Source organism: Tenacibaculum larymnensis, assembly GCF_028829235.1.
GTDB classification, from domain to species: Bacteria; Bacteroidota; Bacteroidia; order Flavobacteriales; family Flavobacteriaceae; genus Polaribacter; species Polaribacter larymnensis.
The window spans coordinates 186,479-201,283 of sequence record NZ_JAIWJY010000006.1 but is presented as its reverse complement, the minus strand read 5'-3'; the positions used below and the strand labels follow the sequence as shown (position 1 = coordinate 201,283).

At 30.2% G+C, this 14,805-nt stretch carries 26 protein-coding genes; all 26 read right to left on the bottom strand.

The features are described 5' to 3' along the window. Positions 1-104 precede the first annotated feature (104 nt). Positions 105-2,927, bottom strand: a complete 2,823-nt coding sequence (locus tag LCI24_RS10725) for a gluzincin family metallopeptidase (protein WP_274640363.1) — start codon at positions 2,925-2,927, stop codon at positions 105-107. A gap of 105 nt (positions 2,928-3,032) precedes the next feature. After that, positions 3,033-3,743 (bottom strand): LOG family protein, encoded by a 711-nt coding sequence (locus LCI24_RS10720; protein WP_274640362.1) that lies wholly within the window; start codon positions 3,741-3,743, stop codon positions 3,033-3,035. Positions 3,744-3,908: 165 nt separating this feature from the next. Further along, positions 3,909-4,121 carry a hypothetical protein gene (locus LCI24_RS10715; RefSeq protein ID WP_274640361.1) on the bottom strand — a complete coding sequence of 71 codons (213 nt, stop codon included), beginning with the start codon at positions 4,119-4,121 and terminating at the stop codon, positions 3,909-3,911. Between the two features lie 12 nt (positions 4,122-4,133). Further along, positions 4,134-4,340 (bottom strand): hypothetical protein, encoded by a 207-nt coding sequence (locus tag LCI24_RS10710; protein WP_274640360.1) that lies wholly within the window; start codon positions 4,338-4,340, stop codon positions 4,134-4,136. Positions 4,341-4,678: 338 nt separating this feature from the next. Next, positions 4,679-4,855: a hypothetical protein gene (locus LCI24_RS10705; RefSeq protein WP_176550525.1), complete on the bottom strand. Its 177-nt coding sequence runs from the start codon at positions 4,853-4,855 to the stop codon at positions 4,679-4,681. A 32-nt stretch (positions 4,856-4,887) separates the two neighbouring features. Beyond that, the gene (locus tag LCI24_RS10700) at positions 4,888-5,067 is read right to left on the bottom strand and encodes a hypothetical protein (RefSeq protein ID WP_274640359.1); all 180 of its coding nucleotides are present in this window, start codon (positions 5,065-5,067) and stop codon (positions 4,888-4,890) included. 83 nt (positions 5,068-5,150) lie between these two features. After that, the gene (locus LCI24_RS10695; protein ID WP_274640358.1) at positions 5,151-6,440 is read right to left on the bottom strand and encodes an HlyD family secretion protein; all 1,290 of its coding nucleotides are present in this window, start codon (positions 6,438-6,440) and stop codon (positions 5,151-5,153) included. A gap of 52 nt (positions 6,441-6,492) precedes the next feature. Then, complete coding sequence (locus LCI24_RS10690; RefSeq protein ID WP_141554021.1) at positions 6,493-6,675, bottom strand: hypothetical protein; 183 nt, start codon at positions 6,673-6,675, stop codon at positions 6,493-6,495. 3 nt (positions 6,676-6,678) lie between these two features. Beyond that, a complete protein-coding gene (locus LCI24_RS10685) occupies positions 6,679-6,870 on the bottom strand; it encodes a hypothetical protein (protein WP_099214050.1) in 192 nt (63 codons plus the stop codon). Positions 6,871-6,915: 45 nt separating this feature from the next. Next, positions 6,916-7,110, bottom strand: a complete 195-nt coding sequence (locus LCI24_RS10680) for a hypothetical protein (protein ID WP_274640357.1) — start codon at positions 7,108-7,110, stop codon at positions 6,916-6,918. A gap of 16 nt (positions 7,111-7,126) precedes the next feature. Further along, positions 7,127-7,354 (bottom strand): hypothetical protein, encoded by a 228-nt coding sequence (locus tag LCI24_RS10675; protein ID WP_099214051.1) that lies wholly within the window; start codon positions 7,352-7,354, stop codon positions 7,127-7,129. 18 nt (positions 7,355-7,372) lie between these two features. Continuing rightward, on the bottom strand, positions 7,373-7,579 hold the full coding sequence (locus tag LCI24_RS10670) for a hypothetical protein (protein WP_274640356.1): 207 nt from the start codon (positions 7,577-7,579) through the stop codon (positions 7,373-7,375). An 18-nt stretch (positions 7,580-7,597) separates the two neighbouring features. After that, positions 7,598-7,780 (bottom strand): hypothetical protein, encoded by a 183-nt coding sequence (locus LCI24_RS10665; RefSeq protein WP_274640355.1) that lies wholly within the window; start codon positions 7,778-7,780, stop codon positions 7,598-7,600. Positions 7,781-7,879: 99 nt separating this feature from the next. Then, entirely contained in the window at positions 7,880-8,071 is a 192-nt protein-coding gene (locus LCI24_RS10660) for a hypothetical protein (RefSeq protein ID WP_274640354.1), read from the bottom strand. 18 nt (positions 8,072-8,089) lie between these two features. Next, on the bottom strand, positions 8,090-8,260 hold the full coding sequence (locus LCI24_RS10655; RefSeq protein WP_274640353.1) for a hypothetical protein: 171 nt from the start codon (positions 8,258-8,260) through the stop codon (positions 8,090-8,092). 83 nt (positions 8,261-8,343) lie between these two features. After that, entirely contained in the window at positions 8,344-10,533 is a 2,190-nt protein-coding gene (locus tag LCI24_RS10650) for a peptidase domain-containing ABC transporter (RefSeq protein ID WP_274640352.1), read from the bottom strand. Between the two features lie 73 nt (positions 10,534-10,606). Continuing rightward, entirely contained in the window at positions 10,607-10,756 is a 150-nt protein-coding gene (locus LCI24_RS10645; protein ID WP_274640351.1) for a hypothetical protein, read from the bottom strand. 19 nt (positions 10,757-10,775) lie between these two features. Continuing rightward, positions 10,776-10,970: a hypothetical protein gene (locus LCI24_RS10640; RefSeq protein ID WP_274640350.1), complete on the bottom strand. Its 195-nt coding sequence runs from the start codon at positions 10,968-10,970 to the stop codon at positions 10,776-10,778. Positions 10,971-10,988: 18 nt separating this feature from the next. Further along, positions 10,989-11,225: a hypothetical protein gene (locus LCI24_RS10635; protein ID WP_121148312.1), complete on the bottom strand. Its 237-nt coding sequence runs from the start codon at positions 11,223-11,225 to the stop codon at positions 10,989-10,991. 14 nt (positions 11,226-11,239) lie between these two features. After that, positions 11,240-11,443, bottom strand: coding sequence for a hypothetical protein (locus LCI24_RS10630; protein WP_274640349.1), 204 nt, complete (start codon positions 11,441-11,443; stop codon positions 11,240-11,242). A gap of 11 nt (positions 11,444-11,454) precedes the next feature. Further along, positions 11,455-11,646 (bottom strand): hypothetical protein, encoded by a 192-nt coding sequence (locus LCI24_RS10625; protein WP_274640348.1) that lies wholly within the window; start codon positions 11,644-11,646, stop codon positions 11,455-11,457. A 15-nt stretch (positions 11,647-11,661) separates the two neighbouring features. After that, positions 11,662-11,820 carry a hypothetical protein gene (locus LCI24_RS10620; protein WP_274640347.1) on the bottom strand — a complete coding sequence of 53 codons (159 nt, stop codon included), beginning with the start codon at positions 11,818-11,820 and terminating at the stop codon, positions 11,662-11,664. Positions 11,821-11,855: 35 nt separating this feature from the next. After that, entirely contained in the window at positions 11,856-12,062 is a 207-nt protein-coding gene (locus LCI24_RS10615; RefSeq protein WP_099214059.1) for a hypothetical protein, read from the bottom strand. Positions 12,063-12,064: 2 nt separating this feature from the next. Beyond that, entirely contained in the window at positions 12,065-12,223 is a 159-nt protein-coding gene (locus tag LCI24_RS10610) for a hypothetical protein (protein ID WP_164723453.1), read from the bottom strand. Between the two features lie 116 nt (positions 12,224-12,339). Then, positions 12,340-13,938 carry a vitamin K epoxide reductase family protein gene (locus LCI24_RS10605; protein WP_274640346.1) on the bottom strand — a complete coding sequence of 533 codons (1,599 nt, stop codon included), beginning with the start codon at positions 13,936-13,938 and terminating at the stop codon, positions 12,340-12,342. A 119-nt stretch (positions 13,939-14,057) separates the two neighbouring features. After that, entirely contained in the window at positions 14,058-14,741 is a 684-nt protein-coding gene (locus tag LCI24_RS10600) for a response regulator transcription factor (RefSeq protein ID WP_099214061.1), read from the bottom strand. Between the last annotated feature and the right edge of the window lie 64 nt (positions 14,742-14,805).

Genomic DNA, 14,805 nt, shown 5'->3' with positions numbered 1-14,805 from the left:
AGGTATGGTTACAAAGATAGGTTTTTTAGTTGAAATTTAAAAATTTCTATTTTCATTGAATATTTTTCAAAAAAAAGAGAAAAAACAAGATATTATTGAAGTATCTATAATATACCTCTTCTTATAAAGTTATAAATTCTATCAATATCCGTTGTAATGATGAATCTAATTTTTGAAGGATAGGCTCTCTTATTAATTTCAAAACCTTCGTTGGTGTATATAGGCAAGTAAAATTCAAATATTTCAGGAAGGAAGTTTAATCGAATACCATTTTCATAGAAAAATTTAGGAGAAGTGTTTTTGTTTTTCAACATAGCAACATCATTATAAATTTCAGCCCACTTCCATAAACTTACGCTAGTATTAATAGATGTTATAAGTTGATTAGCAAAATAAGGTTCTTTAAAATTAGATTTGAAACCTCCTTGTCCTACAACAAATTGCTGACTGAAAAAACCTTCATTTTCAGAACGCCCAAATAGGTTTTGCTCAAATAAATAATCGTTACCACGGTTTAATCCAAAGCTAAAGTAATTTCCTTCTGTTTTATTAGATAAAAAGAGTCCACCAAAAAAACGAACTTCAAAACTTTCATTAGCGGTAAAAAACTTTCTATAACGAAAATCAGTAGATATTTTACTAAAATTAGAGTTTATCTCAAGATTAGCAGCATATCTAATTCTGTGTATAGCATCAAATTTGTTGTTGATATAGCGTAGGTTAAAAATATTATACTTGTCTTGGTCACTTTGAGTGTTGTTAGGAGCAACTTCTTTATCAACACTAACCATACGGGCTATTAAGAATTTAGAACCAATATCACGGAGCGTATTTCTTCTGAATTGAAAATTAATAAATGGGCTTAAAGTATTGTATCCTAATTCAGGTGCGTAATGAAAGTTACTTCCTGAAATTCCATATCGTATTTTATAAACTTTAGAGTCTCTTAAAAAATGATTGTATCCTACAGAGAATGATCCGGTTAAGTTTCTACTTTTAAGACCATAGTTAGGAGTTAAACTGAATTGAAAGTTATGACTGACGAGTGATCTGTTATTTATGTTTACCCCAAGTATTAATCCATCATATAAATTGTATTTAATATCAGGATAATAGAATAGTTGATTATAGTATGGGTTCTCAAAATCTTTAAAAAAACGAAACTGAATAGGTTTACTTATAATGCTATTATTTACATTTCTAAAATTGTTAAGGGAATTAAATTCAGGATAATTATTTTCATAATTCAAAGCTAGCTTGTTAAAGTTGCCTCTTTTAATTTTTACTGTTTTGGTAGAATCTACATTGGTAACCCAAGTTTTAAGTTTTATATTTTTCTTTTGAATACCATAAAGTGCTACGGGAGCTGTAAAATCTCTTTTGTTTTTGATGGTTACAAATAGAGAATCTTTTTTTTTGGAGTAGGATACTTTTTTTATTTTGTAGTCAATTTTTTTATCGGTAGTAAGATAATCACCAAAAAACCATTGCAAATCTTTTGAAGTTTTCTTTTGAATAATCTCAGCAAAGGATTTACTGCTTGAGGGCGTTAATTGATTTTTAATGTAAAATTCTTTTACAGTTTCTTTTAAGATGCTATCTCCAACAAAGTCATGTAAATATTTAATTCCTAAACCAGCTTTATACTTACTTACTACTTTCCTGTTAAAGTTAGAAAGAGAGTCACTAGAGGTTGTTAAAGGTTGATCATAAAACTTACGAGAACTAAATTGATAAACAAGAGGATATTTATCGTTCTGTTTTAATTTGGCAATGTTATAGGTTTTTATGGGCCAATACTTGGAGTATTTACCTAGAAAAGTAACTTCTGGATAGTATTTTTTTACATACTCCATCATTAAATAAGTTTGTAATCCATCCGTTAACCAATAATCTTTTCTCGGTTTTTGAATAATTACATCATCGAAATACTTTTGAGTAAGTGCTTTAAAAAATCCTGTTTCCCATCTAAAGTTTTTAGGAAAAGGTTTTAACCAACTAGGAAGACCATAAATTTCATGTAGAGAGTTTTTGTTTATGGTACGTGAATCTACAAGGATTTCAGGGTGTGGGTGTTTACCAATAAAGTCTTCTATAAATTGTATTTGTCTATTTATAATTTTGGTGGTCTCGTTATTAGATATTTTTCTTAGATAAGCATCTGTTTTTATCTCTTTATCTTTTAATTTAAAAGATTTAAAAGTTCTTACTGTATCAATATGAAGTATAATATCCTTTTTTTTTGCTCCAACTAAATAATAGTTGGTATAATTATCATTTTCAGTTTTATACTGATATAAGTTACTTTCTATATGATAATTCTTAGGTATATCTATAGAAATTGAGTAATTAGAGAGTTCTTCGTATAAATCATCTAAATTTAAGTTACTCATTAACTGCCACTTTTTATCATATACAGCAGGAGTTATGTACCAAAACCGTAAATGATACCCTGTTTTTGTTTTTCCATATCCTGTATATTTTGCATTTGGTATTTTTACAGAATATGAGGTACGGAGTATTAAACTATCTTTTGGTTTTAAGGGCTTATTAAGAGATACTTTAATAATATCTTGTTGATTCTTTACTTCTTTAAATGATACTTGTTTAAAGTTAACAGTTAAGTTTCTTACTATGCTATAGCCTCGATCTTTATCTTTTGAAAAATGAAAAGTTTTTCTATAATCTTCAATAAAACGTTTAGCTAAAGGAGTGTCGTCATTTTTATAACTATTAGCCCAGTTGTGTAAAAAAATATAATTTAGATTAGAAGAAGAGTGATTATAAAGTGTTGTTTTTTGTAGAATATGAATTACATCGTTGTATATATCTAATTTAGCTTTTATTTCAACAGAATTTTCTTGTGCTACTATTTTAAAGCAATACAAGATGATAGCACATAATAAGAGGAGTGTTTTCTGTTTCAATATTATACAGGGTCTGTTTTAAGAAGGGTTATAAAAATATTTAATAAACCTTGTGAAAATAAAAAAGCTCATTGAATTTTCAATGAGCTTTAAAGATAAATATTTTTAGAAGTTTGGTTTTAGCTGATATTTAGCATAGAATTTATTAAAGTGTTCAACAGCTTCATCTGCAGTATCAACAACTCTAAATAAGTTTAAATCTTTTTCGCTAATGTTACCTTCCTCAATTAAGGTGTTCTTAATCCAGTCTAATAAACCAGCCCAAAACTTTCTACCAATTAGAACAATAGGGAATCGACCAATTTTGTTAGTTTGAATTAAAGTAATTGCTTCAAATAGTTCGTCCATTGTACCAAAACCACCAGGCATTACAACAAACCCTTGAGAGTATTTTACAAACATTACTTTACGAACAAAGAAATAATCAAAGTTCAAGTTTTTATCACCATCAATCCATGGGTTATCATGTTGTTCAAAAGGAAGATCAATGTTTAAACCTACTGATGTACCTTTTCCTCGGTGAGCTCCTTTATTACCAGCTTCCATAATACCAGGACCACCGCCAGTAATTACTCCAAAACCACTTTGTGTTAATTTAAAAGCTACTTCTTCTGCTAATTTATAGTGAGGATCATCGGTTTTTGTACGTGCTGATCCAAAAATAGAAACACAAGGACCTATTTTACTAAGTTTTTCATAACCTTCTACAAACTCAGACATAATTTTAAATATTGCCCAAGAGTCATTTGTTTTTATTTCGTTCCAAGTTTTTTGCTGTAGTTTTTCTCTAATTTTTCTGTCATCATTCGGACTCATAATTCTTCTACTTTTATATTAAATAACAAATTAAACTGCCAAAATTTGATTTTTAGCAAGCCTGCTAATTTAGCTTTTTTTTAAAAGATTTAGAGAAAAAAACAAAAAACTTAGTATATAAAAGAAAGCAACCCTAATTTCGGGTTGCTTAATTAAAAAGTAATGTTAATAACATACATCGATAGCACCTGGTCCAGGGCTATAACATGTTCCAGATACACAATCAAAATTTCCAGAGCATGGGCACCCGCTAGGAACTCTTTCTCCTTCTATTACATGACATGGGTCGCCTTCATGTGTAATTGGCGTACCACCACTTATTGTTTTTTGTTCAGTTTTGTTTAAAATGTTACCTATGTTTAGAATTGATTTTTTCATGATTAAGAATATTTAGCTTTCACAACATTGACCTCCTTGTATTTCACCGTAACAGTAAAACCCCTCTGGAAATAAAGCGGGATACATACAAGAACCGTCTCCATTATCTGTATAAGAAGAGGTGCATGGACATGGGTCGTTAAGTTTGTTTCCTCCTTTAATTTGTTTTTGATTAGCTATAGTTAAAGTTTTACCTAAATTTAAAATTGATTTTTTCATGATTAAAAATTTTAAAATAAATAATCCTTGAACATTTAAAGACACTCAAGGTTTGCGTCTATTCTTCGCGAAAGTTTTTTTATTTAAAATCTAAAGATAGAGGGATTTGTTCCCTCTATCAGTTATAATACAGGAATACTATAAAATATTAGTTTAATTTTTATGTGGGGCAGCAGTCTAAATAAAAGACACTATCAAAACGTTGAAAAAAACAGTAGTCTTTACATTTCTCTTCATCAGGTATTTGGGGGTACCCACCTGATATTTGTTTTTGATTAGTTTTATTTAAAACTTTACCTAAGTTTAAGATTGATTTTTTCATGATTAAAACTTTAATATTAGTACCAAATGCAACCAAATCTATCACATCTTCCAGGTGCACATAAGTTCCCCCAAGAGGTAGATTCACAACACATTACGCCATCCTGAGTACAGCCACGAGCAATACCTCCATTAATTTGTTTTTGATCAGTTTTATTTAAAACTTTGCCTAAGTTTAAGATTGATTTTTTCATGATTTAAAATTTTAGGTTATTAATTATTAAGTTTAATACCAAATGCAACCGTATTGTGTACATCTTCCTGCATCACAGAATTGTCCCCATTGAGTTTGTACACAGCATCTGCTTCCACTTCCAGTACAAGAACCAGAACCGAATCCACCATTAATTTGTTTTTGATCAGCTTTATTTAAAGCTTTACCTAAGTTTAAAATTGATTTTTTCATTTTAAAATAATTTAAATTTGATAAAAACCCTTGAACAGTTTAAAGACACTCAAGGTTTGTGTCTATTCTTCGCGAGAGAATTTTTATTTAATAATATTTTTAAGTTGATAGAAAAAACGTTCTATCAAGCGTAAGTCTTCAGTTACTATGTCTGCGGCACCTTTCATTTCTTGCCTAAAGGGGATTGTTTTATTGTATGTAGTTTCTAAATTTTGGGGTAATTCTACATCTACGAGGTAGTTGCCTTTTTCATTAGGTATAAGAGATATAGATTTTACTTTTCCGTTTAATTCACCAAATTCATCAGAAGGGTAGTTTAATAGTTTAATCTGAACCTTTTGTCCTTTTTTTATCTTTCCAGAGTTGGCAGCAGGAGCTTCTATTTTTCCGATAAATGAATTTCCTTTGTTAGGAATAATGGTGAATATTAGATCTCCCGTATTAACAGTTTGATTTTTATTCCAAAAAGATAAGAAGGATACTTTACCATCTATTGAAGAAGTTAATGCATATTGCTTTTCCCAATCCTTAATGGCTTTTTTCAAGTATAAAAAAGATTGAATGGCCTTCTTTTTCAAACGGGTATCTTGTTGTGTTTTTTTTATAGAAGTTCCTTCTAAATTTTTAGCAGAATTATTGATTAATTCTCTTATTTGTGAAATCGAAGATTCAAGGGTTTTGTATGATCGTTTAGCTTGTAAATACTCTATTTCTTTTTGATCTTTTTCTTTAGCAGAAATAACCCCTTGACCAAACATTTTTCTACTACGTTCTAAGTCTTTTTCTTTAAACTCCAATTCTTTTAAGTTTAACTCTTTTTGAGATAATAAGATTTGCAACCTACCTCTTGCTTCTATAACAGACATTTGATTTGCGAAATTTTCAGATTTAAACGGAGTTAATTTCTCGTTTAAAACATATTCAGAGTAGTCATTTTCAAATTGAGAGTAGCTAGAAGTTATGTCACCTAAAATTAAAGGTGGAACTTTATCAACAGGGAAAAAGAACTTTTGTTGATTTACTTCTATAGTATCAGCAATACTCTTTAGTAATAAGACATCTTTGTAAGAAGCGCTGTTTTCAATTACAGCTAAAACATCACCTTCAGAGACATTTTTACCTTCACTCGTTAAAAAAGTTTCAAATTGACCTGTTGATTTAGCATAAATTTTTTCAGGAGGAGTAGAAGTGGTAACCATTACCTCTGTAGATATAACATCGGGATATTTTACAAACCATGAAATGAATAATAGCATTATTATTAGTCCAAGAAGTAAAGTATTACCCCAACGAATCATCCAATTAGGAACATGAGTTAGGATTTCTTGAACTTCTTCACTACGAATTTCTATGTCTTGGGTATTGTTTGGCATATTTAGGGATTAAAATAGAGGGAAAAAACTTTCCCTCTATTGCTTTTTGTTTTTAGGAATTACAGGCGGCATGAGTTGGAAGTACACACATATAATTGCAGCAGACGTGATTTTCTACTCCACAAAAGAAACTGTATTTCTCTTTACATTCTCCATACTCGTTAATACTTCCATTAATACTCTGTTGTTCTGTTTTGCTTAAGTTTTTACCTAAGTTTAAGATTGATTTTTTCATTTTTTAAAGAAGATTACATGTTTTATCGTATTGAGAGTCAAAAGTTAGGCAAATTCCATAACAACATCTTAGTCTGGCTGTATCACAGTCTAAGTCGGTTTTACATCCAAATTCACCAAAACCAATACTTCCTTTAATTTGTTTTAGCTCTATGTTACTTAAAGCTTTACCTAAGTTTAAAATTGATTTTTTCATGATTAAAATATTTTATACTAGTTTTAGTAGAGAGATAAAAAAAGACTAATAGGATTGTTGACAAATTTGAGTGTAATCAGGAACACAGGTATCTCCTTGTAGTTTACAACAATCTGAACATAAAATTCCATAAGGTCCCTCATCTATAACATAACAATTGTTATTAGAGGAACCACCATTTAACTTTTGTAGTTCTTTTTTATTTAGTTCTTTACCTAAGTTTAAAATTGATTTTTTCATTTTTATTTTTTTAAAATTATACACCAAAACAATAATACCCAACTCTAACTCTGTTTTGACAGCTAGAAGGAAGGTTGTTATAGTCACTACAACTCCCACAATAAACAGCACCACCAAATAACTCTGTGTCACTATTACCATAGTAGCAGTTAATTGGAGGACATGATTCATTTCCTCCACCGTTAATTGTTTTCTGATCTATTTTACTTAGACCTTTACCAAGGTTTAAAATTGATTTTTTCATAATTATTTATTTAAAGGGTTAAGCAGGGCAACATTGTCCATTTTTTATGACACCTCTATTAGCTCCCCCTATACCATTTGGTACAGCACAAGCATCTCCTTCTTCGCAATCTAAAGCGCAAAAAAAGTAACTAGAGCAAGGAAAACCAATTACCTTTCCTCCATTGATTTGCAGCTGTGCAACTTTATTTAAAACTTTACCTAAGTTTAAAATTGATTTTTTCATAATTAAGGTTATTAAATATTAGCAAGGAACATAACAAGGGCAAGAGCTAAAAGCTGAACAGCCATATCTATCAATTTGGTCTTGTTGTTCTTCACGAGATACACTACAAAACTTTTCACAAGTATATATGTATCCACCATTAATTTGTTGTTGTTCTACTCTGTTTAGGGTTTTTCCCAAGTTTAAAATTGAATTTTTCATGATTAAAAAAATTAAGTATTTAACTAACCCTTGAATATTTAAAGACACTCAAGGTTTGTGTCTATTCTTCGCGCGAGAATATTTTATTTATATACTACTTTAGTAAGCCATTACACAACAATTATTGTGGCAAAGAGTAGGGGCTCCAGGTAACATAGTATTAATACATTCACTACAATCGTTTACGTAATACATTTCAAAACCGTCACAAGTTTGACCAAATTTCCCATTGATTTTTTGTTGTTCAAGTTTGTTTAAAGTTTTACCTAGTTTTAATATTGATTTTTTCATAGTTAAAAATGTTTGATATTAACAAGGGCACATTTGAAAAGCATCATAACCATAGAGGTCAATTTGAAGTTGTTGTGCTTGAGGCGAAGCACTACAGAATTCATCACAGGTAAACATACGACCTCCATTAATTTGTTTTTGATCAGCTTTATTTAAAGCTTCACCTAGGTTAGAAATTGATTTTTTCATTTTAAAATAATTTAAAATTTGATAGAATCCTTGAACATTTAAAGAGACTCAAGGTTTGTGTCTATTCTTAGCGAGAGAATATTTTATTTACCTAAATCTAGTTGGTTTTTAACTAGATGATAATAACTTCCTTTTAATTTGATTAGCTCTTCGTGACTTCCTTTTTCTATAATTTTTCCTTTTTCAAGTACCACTATTTGGTGGGCATTTTTTACAGTACTTAATCGGTGTGCAATTACCACAGCTGTCTTGTCAGCAAAGAACTCATTAAGCTTACCCATAATAACCTTTTCGTTATTGGCATCTAATGCACTAGTAGCTTCATCAAAGAACAAAAATTTAGGGTTTTTATAGACGGATCTAGCAATTAGTAAGCGTTGTTTTTGACCTGTACTTAATCCGTTTCCTTCACTACCTATTTTTGTATTGTAACCCAATGGTAAACCTTCAATATAATCTCCAATGTTAGCTACATCGATTGCATGAGCTAATTTTTCTTTATCAACATAATCTTCACCTACAGCTATGTTTTTAGCTATAGAATCATTAAAGATGTAACCTTCTTGCATTACAACTCCACAATTTCTCCTCCATTCTTTTTGTGATATATTTTTCAAATTGAAGTTGTTTATCATAATATCTCCTTGGTCTACTTGATAGAAACCAAGCAGCAACTTCATTAAAGTGGTTTTACCACTACCACTAACACCTACTATTGCCGTTGTTTTATTAGCAGGGATTTCTAGTGATAAATCTTTTAAAACAGGTTCTAAACCACCAGTGTATCTAAATGAAATGTTATTTAATTTTATAGATGCATTTTCAGGGATGGTAGTTACCTTTTCATCACTAGGTTTTTCTTCATCTTCCATGTTGTGTATTTCACCTAGCCTATCTAAAGAGATTTGTGCATCTTGTATGTCTCTCATGAAATTTATTAGTTGTGTAATAGGTCCATTTAATTGACCAACTATGTAGCTAATAGCCATCATCATACCTAAAGTAATTTGTCCATCTATAACTAACTTTGCTGAAAGTATGGTAATGAACATGTTTTTAAGCTCATTAATAAAGTTTGATCCCACACTTTGGGTTTGTTCTAAAGCAAGACTTTTAGTGGCCACTTTAAATAAACGAGCTTGTACATATTCCCAGTTCCAACGCATGCGTCTTTCAGCGTTATGAAGTTTTATTTCTTGCATTCCATTAATAAGCTCAATAACTTTGCTTTGTTCTTGACTTACTTGAGAGAAACGTTTATAATCTAGTTCTTTTCGTTTTTTAAAGAAGAACAACACCCAACCAAAATATAGCACACTTCCTAATACAAACACCCCAAATATTTGTAAGCTGTAATAACCTAAAACCAAACTAAAAATTAAAAGATTAAAGAAAGAGAATAGTACTGTTAATGAAGATGTAGTTAAAATTCGTTCAATACGTTTGTGGTCATTAATTCTTTGTAATAAATCTCCTGTCATTCTTACATCAAAGTAAGAGATAGGTAGCTTCATTAGTTTGATGAAAAAGTCAGAGATTAAAGAAATATTAATTCTAGTACTAAGGTGTAATAAAATCCAACTTCGAATAATTTCTAATGAAGCTTTTCCTATAAAAAGAAACAGTTGTGCAAATAAGATAAGGTATACAAAGTTTAAATCTTGGTTTTTAATACCTACGTCAACTACACTTTGAGTTAAAAAAGGTAAAATTAGTTGAAGCAAACTACCAGCAAGAAGTCCTATTATTAATTGAACTATAAATTTCTTGTATTTGTATAAGTATTTAAAAATAAATGAGAATCCAAACTTTTCATCTTCTTCAAACTCTTCTTGATAAAACTTAGGGGTTGGTTCAACTAACAAAGCGATTCCTTCCTCTGTGTTTTCGTCAGCGTTGTTACCAATCCAATGTTGGATAAACTCTCCTTTTGTGAAAGAAATTAATCCGTGAGCAGGATCAGAAATATAAACGGTGTCCTTTTTTATCTTATAAAGGACAACATAGTGGTTTTTGTTCCAGTGAACAATACAAGGAAAAGGAGCTTCTTTAAGTTTGTTAAAAGCTAATTTTATACCTAAAGACTTAAAGCCTATGGACTCGACAGCTTCACTTAAACCAAGTAAGCTACTCCCTTCTCTAGTAGTTTCACTTAAACTTCTTAGTTGTTGTGTGTTAATAGTTTTACCATAATGCTTAGCTATGATTTTTATACAAGTAGGGCCGCAGTCTTTAGCTTCAGTCTGTTTGTAATTTGGGAATTTTCTTGTCATTAAAATTGTTTAAAAAAATATACAGGGAAATTTTCCCTGTATAGGTGTCTTATAAATTAACAATTCTATATTGTTAAGGACGATAACAAATAGCTCCGTTGCAAATAAAACCATCACCACAATCTCTGTTGTTATTACAGTAAGGAGGGTGATAACCTCCTTTAACTAGTTTTTGTTCTGTTTTATTTAAATTTTTACCTAAGCTTAAAATTGATTTTTTCATAAAGTATTAATTTAAGATTTTATAGATAAGGAGCAGGACATTCTAGTGTTCCATAGCAGCAATTGTACTGATCTGTCCAACAGCAGTTTTTTACAGGGTTCCAATAATAACCTTTGTCTGTTCTACACCCTCCAGGGATTTCTTTACCTCCTTTTACCTGTTTTTGATTGTTTTTATTTAGAGCTTTTCCTAGGCTCAAAATTTGTTTTTTCATAATATTAGTTTTTTATAATTAACATCCAGTGCAACTAACGCCTCCATTAGGACAAAATTCCCAAGGGCCTGTGCAGTTGTTACCACCAGGGTCATTACTACCTCCATCATCTATATAACAATATATGCCTTCACAATATTGACCTGATGGACAATTACCTTGACCGTCACAAAAACCTACAGCTCCTCCACCATTGATTAATTTTTGTTCTATTTTATTTAGAGACTTTCCTAAATTTAAAATTGTTTTTTTCATAATTTTAGTTTTTATTAAAAACAAGCACAATTATTAGAGGTACCATAACCTCCACAACTAGGGCACCAAATCCCTCCAGTATTCCCACATTCTTCAGCAGTACAACATCTAGGATCTCCATAGTTAACTAAACACTTGAATTTGTCTAAACCTCCAAGAATAACTTTTTGTTCTGTTTTATTTAGAGGTTTACCTAAGTTTAATATCGATTTTTTCATAATTAATTTAGTTAAATTATACTACCATCACATAAAAATCCTGTGTTTCCTTGATCACCAAATAACTGACACCATCCAGCAGTATTACAGCAATACCCATTTCCACATTGGTAATGATTGTCACATTGCACTTTACCTCCGTTAATTTGAATTTGTTCTACTTTTCTTAAAGCTTTACCTAAATTTAGAATTTGTTTTTTCATTTTGAAATTTTTTATCTAAAAAGGTCCGAAGACACAATATAATTCAGCACAGTGATCTCCATAATCTTCACATACTCGGTCTTTGTTTGTATCACACATTTTTCTACCACCATTAATTTGGGTTTGTTGAGCCTTATTTAAAGTTTTTCCTAAGTTTAAAATTGATTTTCTCATAATTTAATACTTTTTGTTAAGAAGAAGTTAGTTAATTATTCTGGGAAATTTGGGCATTCCATTGCAGGACAATTCCCTGTAGGGTAATTAGGGGCTGATACAAGGAAACACATATTGCTACAGCAATGAGAGTTAAACCCACAATCAGAATCACATTGACAAAATCTTGGAGCTCCTCCTTTAACTTGCTTTTGTTCAGTCTTGTTTAAAAGCTTACCTATGTTTAAAATTTGCTTTTTCATAACTATTCAAGTATTAGGCGGCAGTAGGTTTCAGCACATTGCCAACCATAGTATTCACATACACGATCTCTGTTAGAGTCACATTGCATTCTACCTCCGTTAATTTGAGCTTGTTCCGCTTTTTTTAAAGCTTTACCTAAATTTAGAATTTGTTTTTTCATAATTAAAATATTAAGGTTACTTTTGCGGCGAACATTTAAAGACACTCACCAGTGTGTCTATTCTTCGCGAGAGAATTTTGTTCAAAACGCAAAGCCCTTTTTAGGGCTTTGTTTTTTTATGCTGTTTTTAATGAAATATTAGAAGTTTGCGAGTTTTCTTCCAAATCTTCAATAAATAATATTAAATCAGTTCTGTTATATTCTTTAGGGAATGATTTCCCGTTTATTAGAATTTCCGGAGTAAAATTGATCGCATTTTTTGTACACCAATCTTTTTCTTTTTCGAGTTCTGAAATATAGGCTTCTTTGTCTGTACACTCATCCCATTTTTTTAACCAAACAGCAGGCTTTTGCCCCTCATAAATGGCATCCATAGCAATGAGGCATTCCTTATCTCCTTTGGTATTGTATATTTCTATGAGCCTACTAGTAATTTTAACAACATCACTATCCTTATTTTCTACACTTATATTAAACCTTACTTTAATTTTTACATTGTTATGATACCTTTTGATGATTTCATCAACGTGAGCATGAACAGGTTTACAGTGCCCACAAAAAGGATTGGTAACTATTGTTATCTCAAGATTAGAGTTTGGGTTACCAAAAACGATTTCTTTGCTATCGGTCAATTGAGTATCAAGTTGAGGCGACTTTTGTAAAAGGCTATCAAATAAAGCGTAGTTTCTTTTAAATTTAACACTTGCTATTTTTTCTTTTTTAAGCTCTTGTACCTCAGTAAACAAAGGTTTTATATAGCTCCAAGCTAACCAAGTAAAAGAAGCAATGAGAACTAAGGTAACAAAATCACTAAGTATAAAAGTATTAATGTAATTACTTGTTAATACTGGAGCTAATGCTTGTAACCAAAGCACTCCAACAATACTTAAACATAAAAGACACCACTTTTTTACTACTGCATATTGATAATATAGCGAGTATAGAGTAATAGGTATAGCAAGTAAACTAATAGTATATGAAATTACAGGATTAGAAATTTGGGTAAAAGTTAAAAGAGATAAGCCTATAAAATAAAGAATGCTAAAGTCACTTAATTTATATCCTTTTAAAATTTCCGCTCCTTTTGAGGTTAATACAGCGTCACAATCTTTTTTATCATCGGCTCCAGAACAAAAAGCATCACCAATAGAGGTTTTTAATCCAAGTTCTTGTTTTATGATCGCAATGCTAATAACAATTCCTGTTATTGATAATAAGAAATAAAAGGTGTTATACCACGAAGTTGAATTGTTAAAAACAAAAAATAAAGCAAAAACAGCAAGTAGAGAAAAACCAATAGTTTTTACCAGTTTGGAGTTGTTTTTAGAAGCTTGATAATCCTCAGTTTCTTCAACAGCAACAATAATTCCAGTAAATTTATTTAGAAACTCACTTTCTGTTAGTTTTGTTTTTTTGTTTTCAGAATCGTAAATTATGTAATCTGACTTTTTTCTTTCTACTACAATTAAATCTTGACCATGTTCACTGTTTATTTGAGCAATAAAACAATCGGGTAGTTGAGAAAGAGTTTCTGAGTTAACAGGAACATCAGCAGCAACATTTTCAATATTAAAATGATCTAAAACTCCTGTAATTGCATGTAAACTAGGGTAAGAAGGATGGCTTTGAATTTGAAAAGCTAATTCTTCTTTGTCAAAAGAAATACTATTTTTCTTAAGTAATTTTTGTACTAAATTGATTAATGTGTCTTTCAAAAGTAAATAAGTTTTTTAAGGATAGCTATTTTAAATCTTCCCAAAGCTATATGTTGATAATTATTTTTTTGTAAAAAAAACCATAAAAAAAGTATGGAAAAACCGTAGTTTTTATTTTTTTAAATGAATCCCTTTTCTTTGGCTACTAATATTAACTCTCTGTCTCCTTTAGCTTTAACGTTAAATATTTTCTTTAAATGTCGTTTTCGCTTTTCAATACTAGCTGCAGAAAGTGGTATGTAATTAGGCATGTCTTTCATTTTAGAACCCAATGAAAGTTCATATAGAATTTGTCGGTCTATTGAATCAATAGAGAAGTTATTAGAAACTTCTTTTCTCAAAAGGCTTAAAACAGTTTTACTATAATAAGGAATATTGTTTGTTACATTTTTTATAGCGTTTTTTAACTCTTTTGAAGTTAGATCACTTTTAACAAGAAAACCTTCAGGGTTTAAGCTTTTAAATATATTGTGAATTCTATAGTTGTCATTACAATCAGTTGAAACAATAAGTTTTGTACTTGGAAGTAGTTTCCTGATTAAAAGGCCTAAATCTTCACCGGATAAAATTTTTCTGTTCTTAGCAGGTGAAAGTTTTAAATCTAAAACAACAAAGTTTAGAGAGGTTTCTTTTTCAATTGTCTTTTTTATAATATCGTAAGCTCCATTACAATTATAGGTAATGTCCGTGTTAAAATTAAAATTTGGGTTTAATCTAGCTATTTTAGATATTATGTTCTTATACGTTTCGCAAATAAGCGGGCAATTATCCGCTAATAAGGCAGATTGTTTTTCTTTTCTCATGTTTAAATAATTTCGGGGGGAATACTATTTAATTGATTCTTTTATTCAAAAAATCAGCTCATAA

What these genes read in the sequence shown, in the direction of transcription:
- LCI24_RS10720 (WP_274640362.1), bottom strand. Translation starts at nt 3,743, where the DNA reads ATGAGTCCGAATGATGACAGAAAAATTAGAGAAAAACTACAGCAAAAA.
- LCI24_RS10715 (WP_274640361.1), bottom strand. Translation starts at nt 4,121, where the DNA reads ATGAAAAAATCAATTCTAAACATAGGTAACATTTTAAACAAAACTGAA.
- LCI24_RS10710 (WP_274640360.1), bottom strand. Translation starts at nt 4,340, where the DNA reads ATGAAAAAATCAATTTTAAATTTAGGTAAAACTTTAACTATAGCTAAT.
- LCI24_RS10705 (WP_176550525.1), bottom strand. Translation starts at nt 4,855, where the DNA reads ATGAAAAAATCAATCTTAAACTTAGGCAAAGTTTTAAATAAAACTGAT.
- LCI24_RS10700 (WP_274640359.1), bottom strand. Translation starts at nt 5,067, where the DNA reads ATGAAAAAATCAATTTTAAACTTAGGTAAAGCTTTAAATAAAGCTGAT.
- LCI24_RS10695 (WP_274640358.1), bottom strand. Translation starts at nt 6,440, where the DNA reads ATGCCAAACAATACCCAAGACATAGAAATTCGTAGTGAAGAAGTTCAA.
- LCI24_RS10690 (WP_141554021.1), bottom strand. Translation starts at nt 6,675, where the DNA reads ATGAAAAAATCAATCTTAAACTTAGGTAAAAACTTAAGCAAAACAGAA.
- LCI24_RS10685 (WP_099214050.1), bottom strand. Translation starts at nt 6,870, where the DNA reads ATGAAAAAATCAATTTTAAACTTAGGTAAAGCTTTAAGTAACATAGAG.
- LCI24_RS10680 (WP_274640357.1), bottom strand. Translation starts at nt 7,110, where the DNA reads ATGAAAAAATCAATTTTAAACTTAGGTAAAGAACTAAATAAAAAAGAA.
- LCI24_RS10675 (WP_099214051.1), bottom strand. Translation starts at nt 7,354, where the DNA reads ATGAAAAAATCAATTTTAAACCTTGGTAAAGGTCTAAGTAAAATAGAT.
- LCI24_RS10670 (WP_274640356.1), bottom strand. Translation starts at nt 7,579, where the DNA reads ATGAAAAAATCAATTTTAAACTTAGGTAAAGTTTTAAATAAAGTTGCA.
- LCI24_RS10665 (WP_274640355.1), bottom strand. Translation starts at nt 7,780, where the DNA reads ATGAAAAATTCAATTTTAAACTTGGGAAAAACCCTAAACAGAGTAGAA.
- LCI24_RS10660 (WP_274640354.1), bottom strand. Translation starts at nt 8,071, where the DNA reads ATGAAAAAATCAATATTAAAACTAGGTAAAACTTTAAACAAACTTGAA.
- LCI24_RS10655 (WP_274640353.1), bottom strand. Translation starts at nt 8,260, where the DNA reads ATGAAAAAATCAATTTCTAACCTAGGTGAAGCTTTAAATAAAGCTGAT.
- LCI24_RS10650 (WP_274640352.1), bottom strand. Translation starts at nt 10,533, where the DNA reads ATGACAAGAAAATTCCCAAATTACAAACAGACTGAAGCTAAAGACTGC.
- LCI24_RS10645 (WP_274640351.1), bottom strand. Translation starts at nt 10,756, where the DNA reads ATGAAAAAATCAATTTTAAGCTTAGGTAAAAATTTAAATAAAACAGAA.
- LCI24_RS10640 (WP_274640350.1), bottom strand. Translation starts at nt 10,970, where the DNA reads ATGAAAAAACAAATTTTGAGCCTAGGAAAAGCTCTAAATAAAAACAAT.
- LCI24_RS10635 (WP_121148312.1), bottom strand. Translation starts at nt 11,225, where the DNA reads ATGAAAAAAACAATTTTAAATTTAGGAAAGTCTCTAAATAAAATAGAA.
- LCI24_RS10630 (WP_274640349.1), bottom strand. Translation starts at nt 11,443, where the DNA reads ATGAAAAAATCGATATTAAACTTAGGTAAACCTCTAAATAAAACAGAA.
- LCI24_RS10625 (WP_274640348.1), bottom strand. Translation starts at nt 11,646, where the DNA reads ATGAAAAAACAAATTCTAAATTTAGGTAAAGCTTTAAGAAAAGTAGAA.
- LCI24_RS10620 (WP_274640347.1), bottom strand. Translation starts at nt 11,820, where the DNA reads ATGAGAAAATCAATTTTAAACTTAGGAAAAACTTTAAATAAGGCTCAA.
- LCI24_RS10615 (WP_099214059.1), bottom strand. Translation starts at nt 12,062, where the DNA reads ATGAAAAAGCAAATTTTAAACATAGGTAAGCTTTTAAACAAGACTGAA.
- LCI24_RS10610 (WP_164723453.1), bottom strand. Translation starts at nt 12,223, where the DNA reads ATGAAAAAACAAATTCTAAATTTAGGTAAAGCTTTAAAAAAAGCGGAA.
- LCI24_RS10600 (WP_099214061.1), bottom strand. Translation starts at nt 14,741, where the DNA reads ATGAGAAAAGAAAAACAATCTGCCTTATTAGCGGATAATTGCCCGCTT.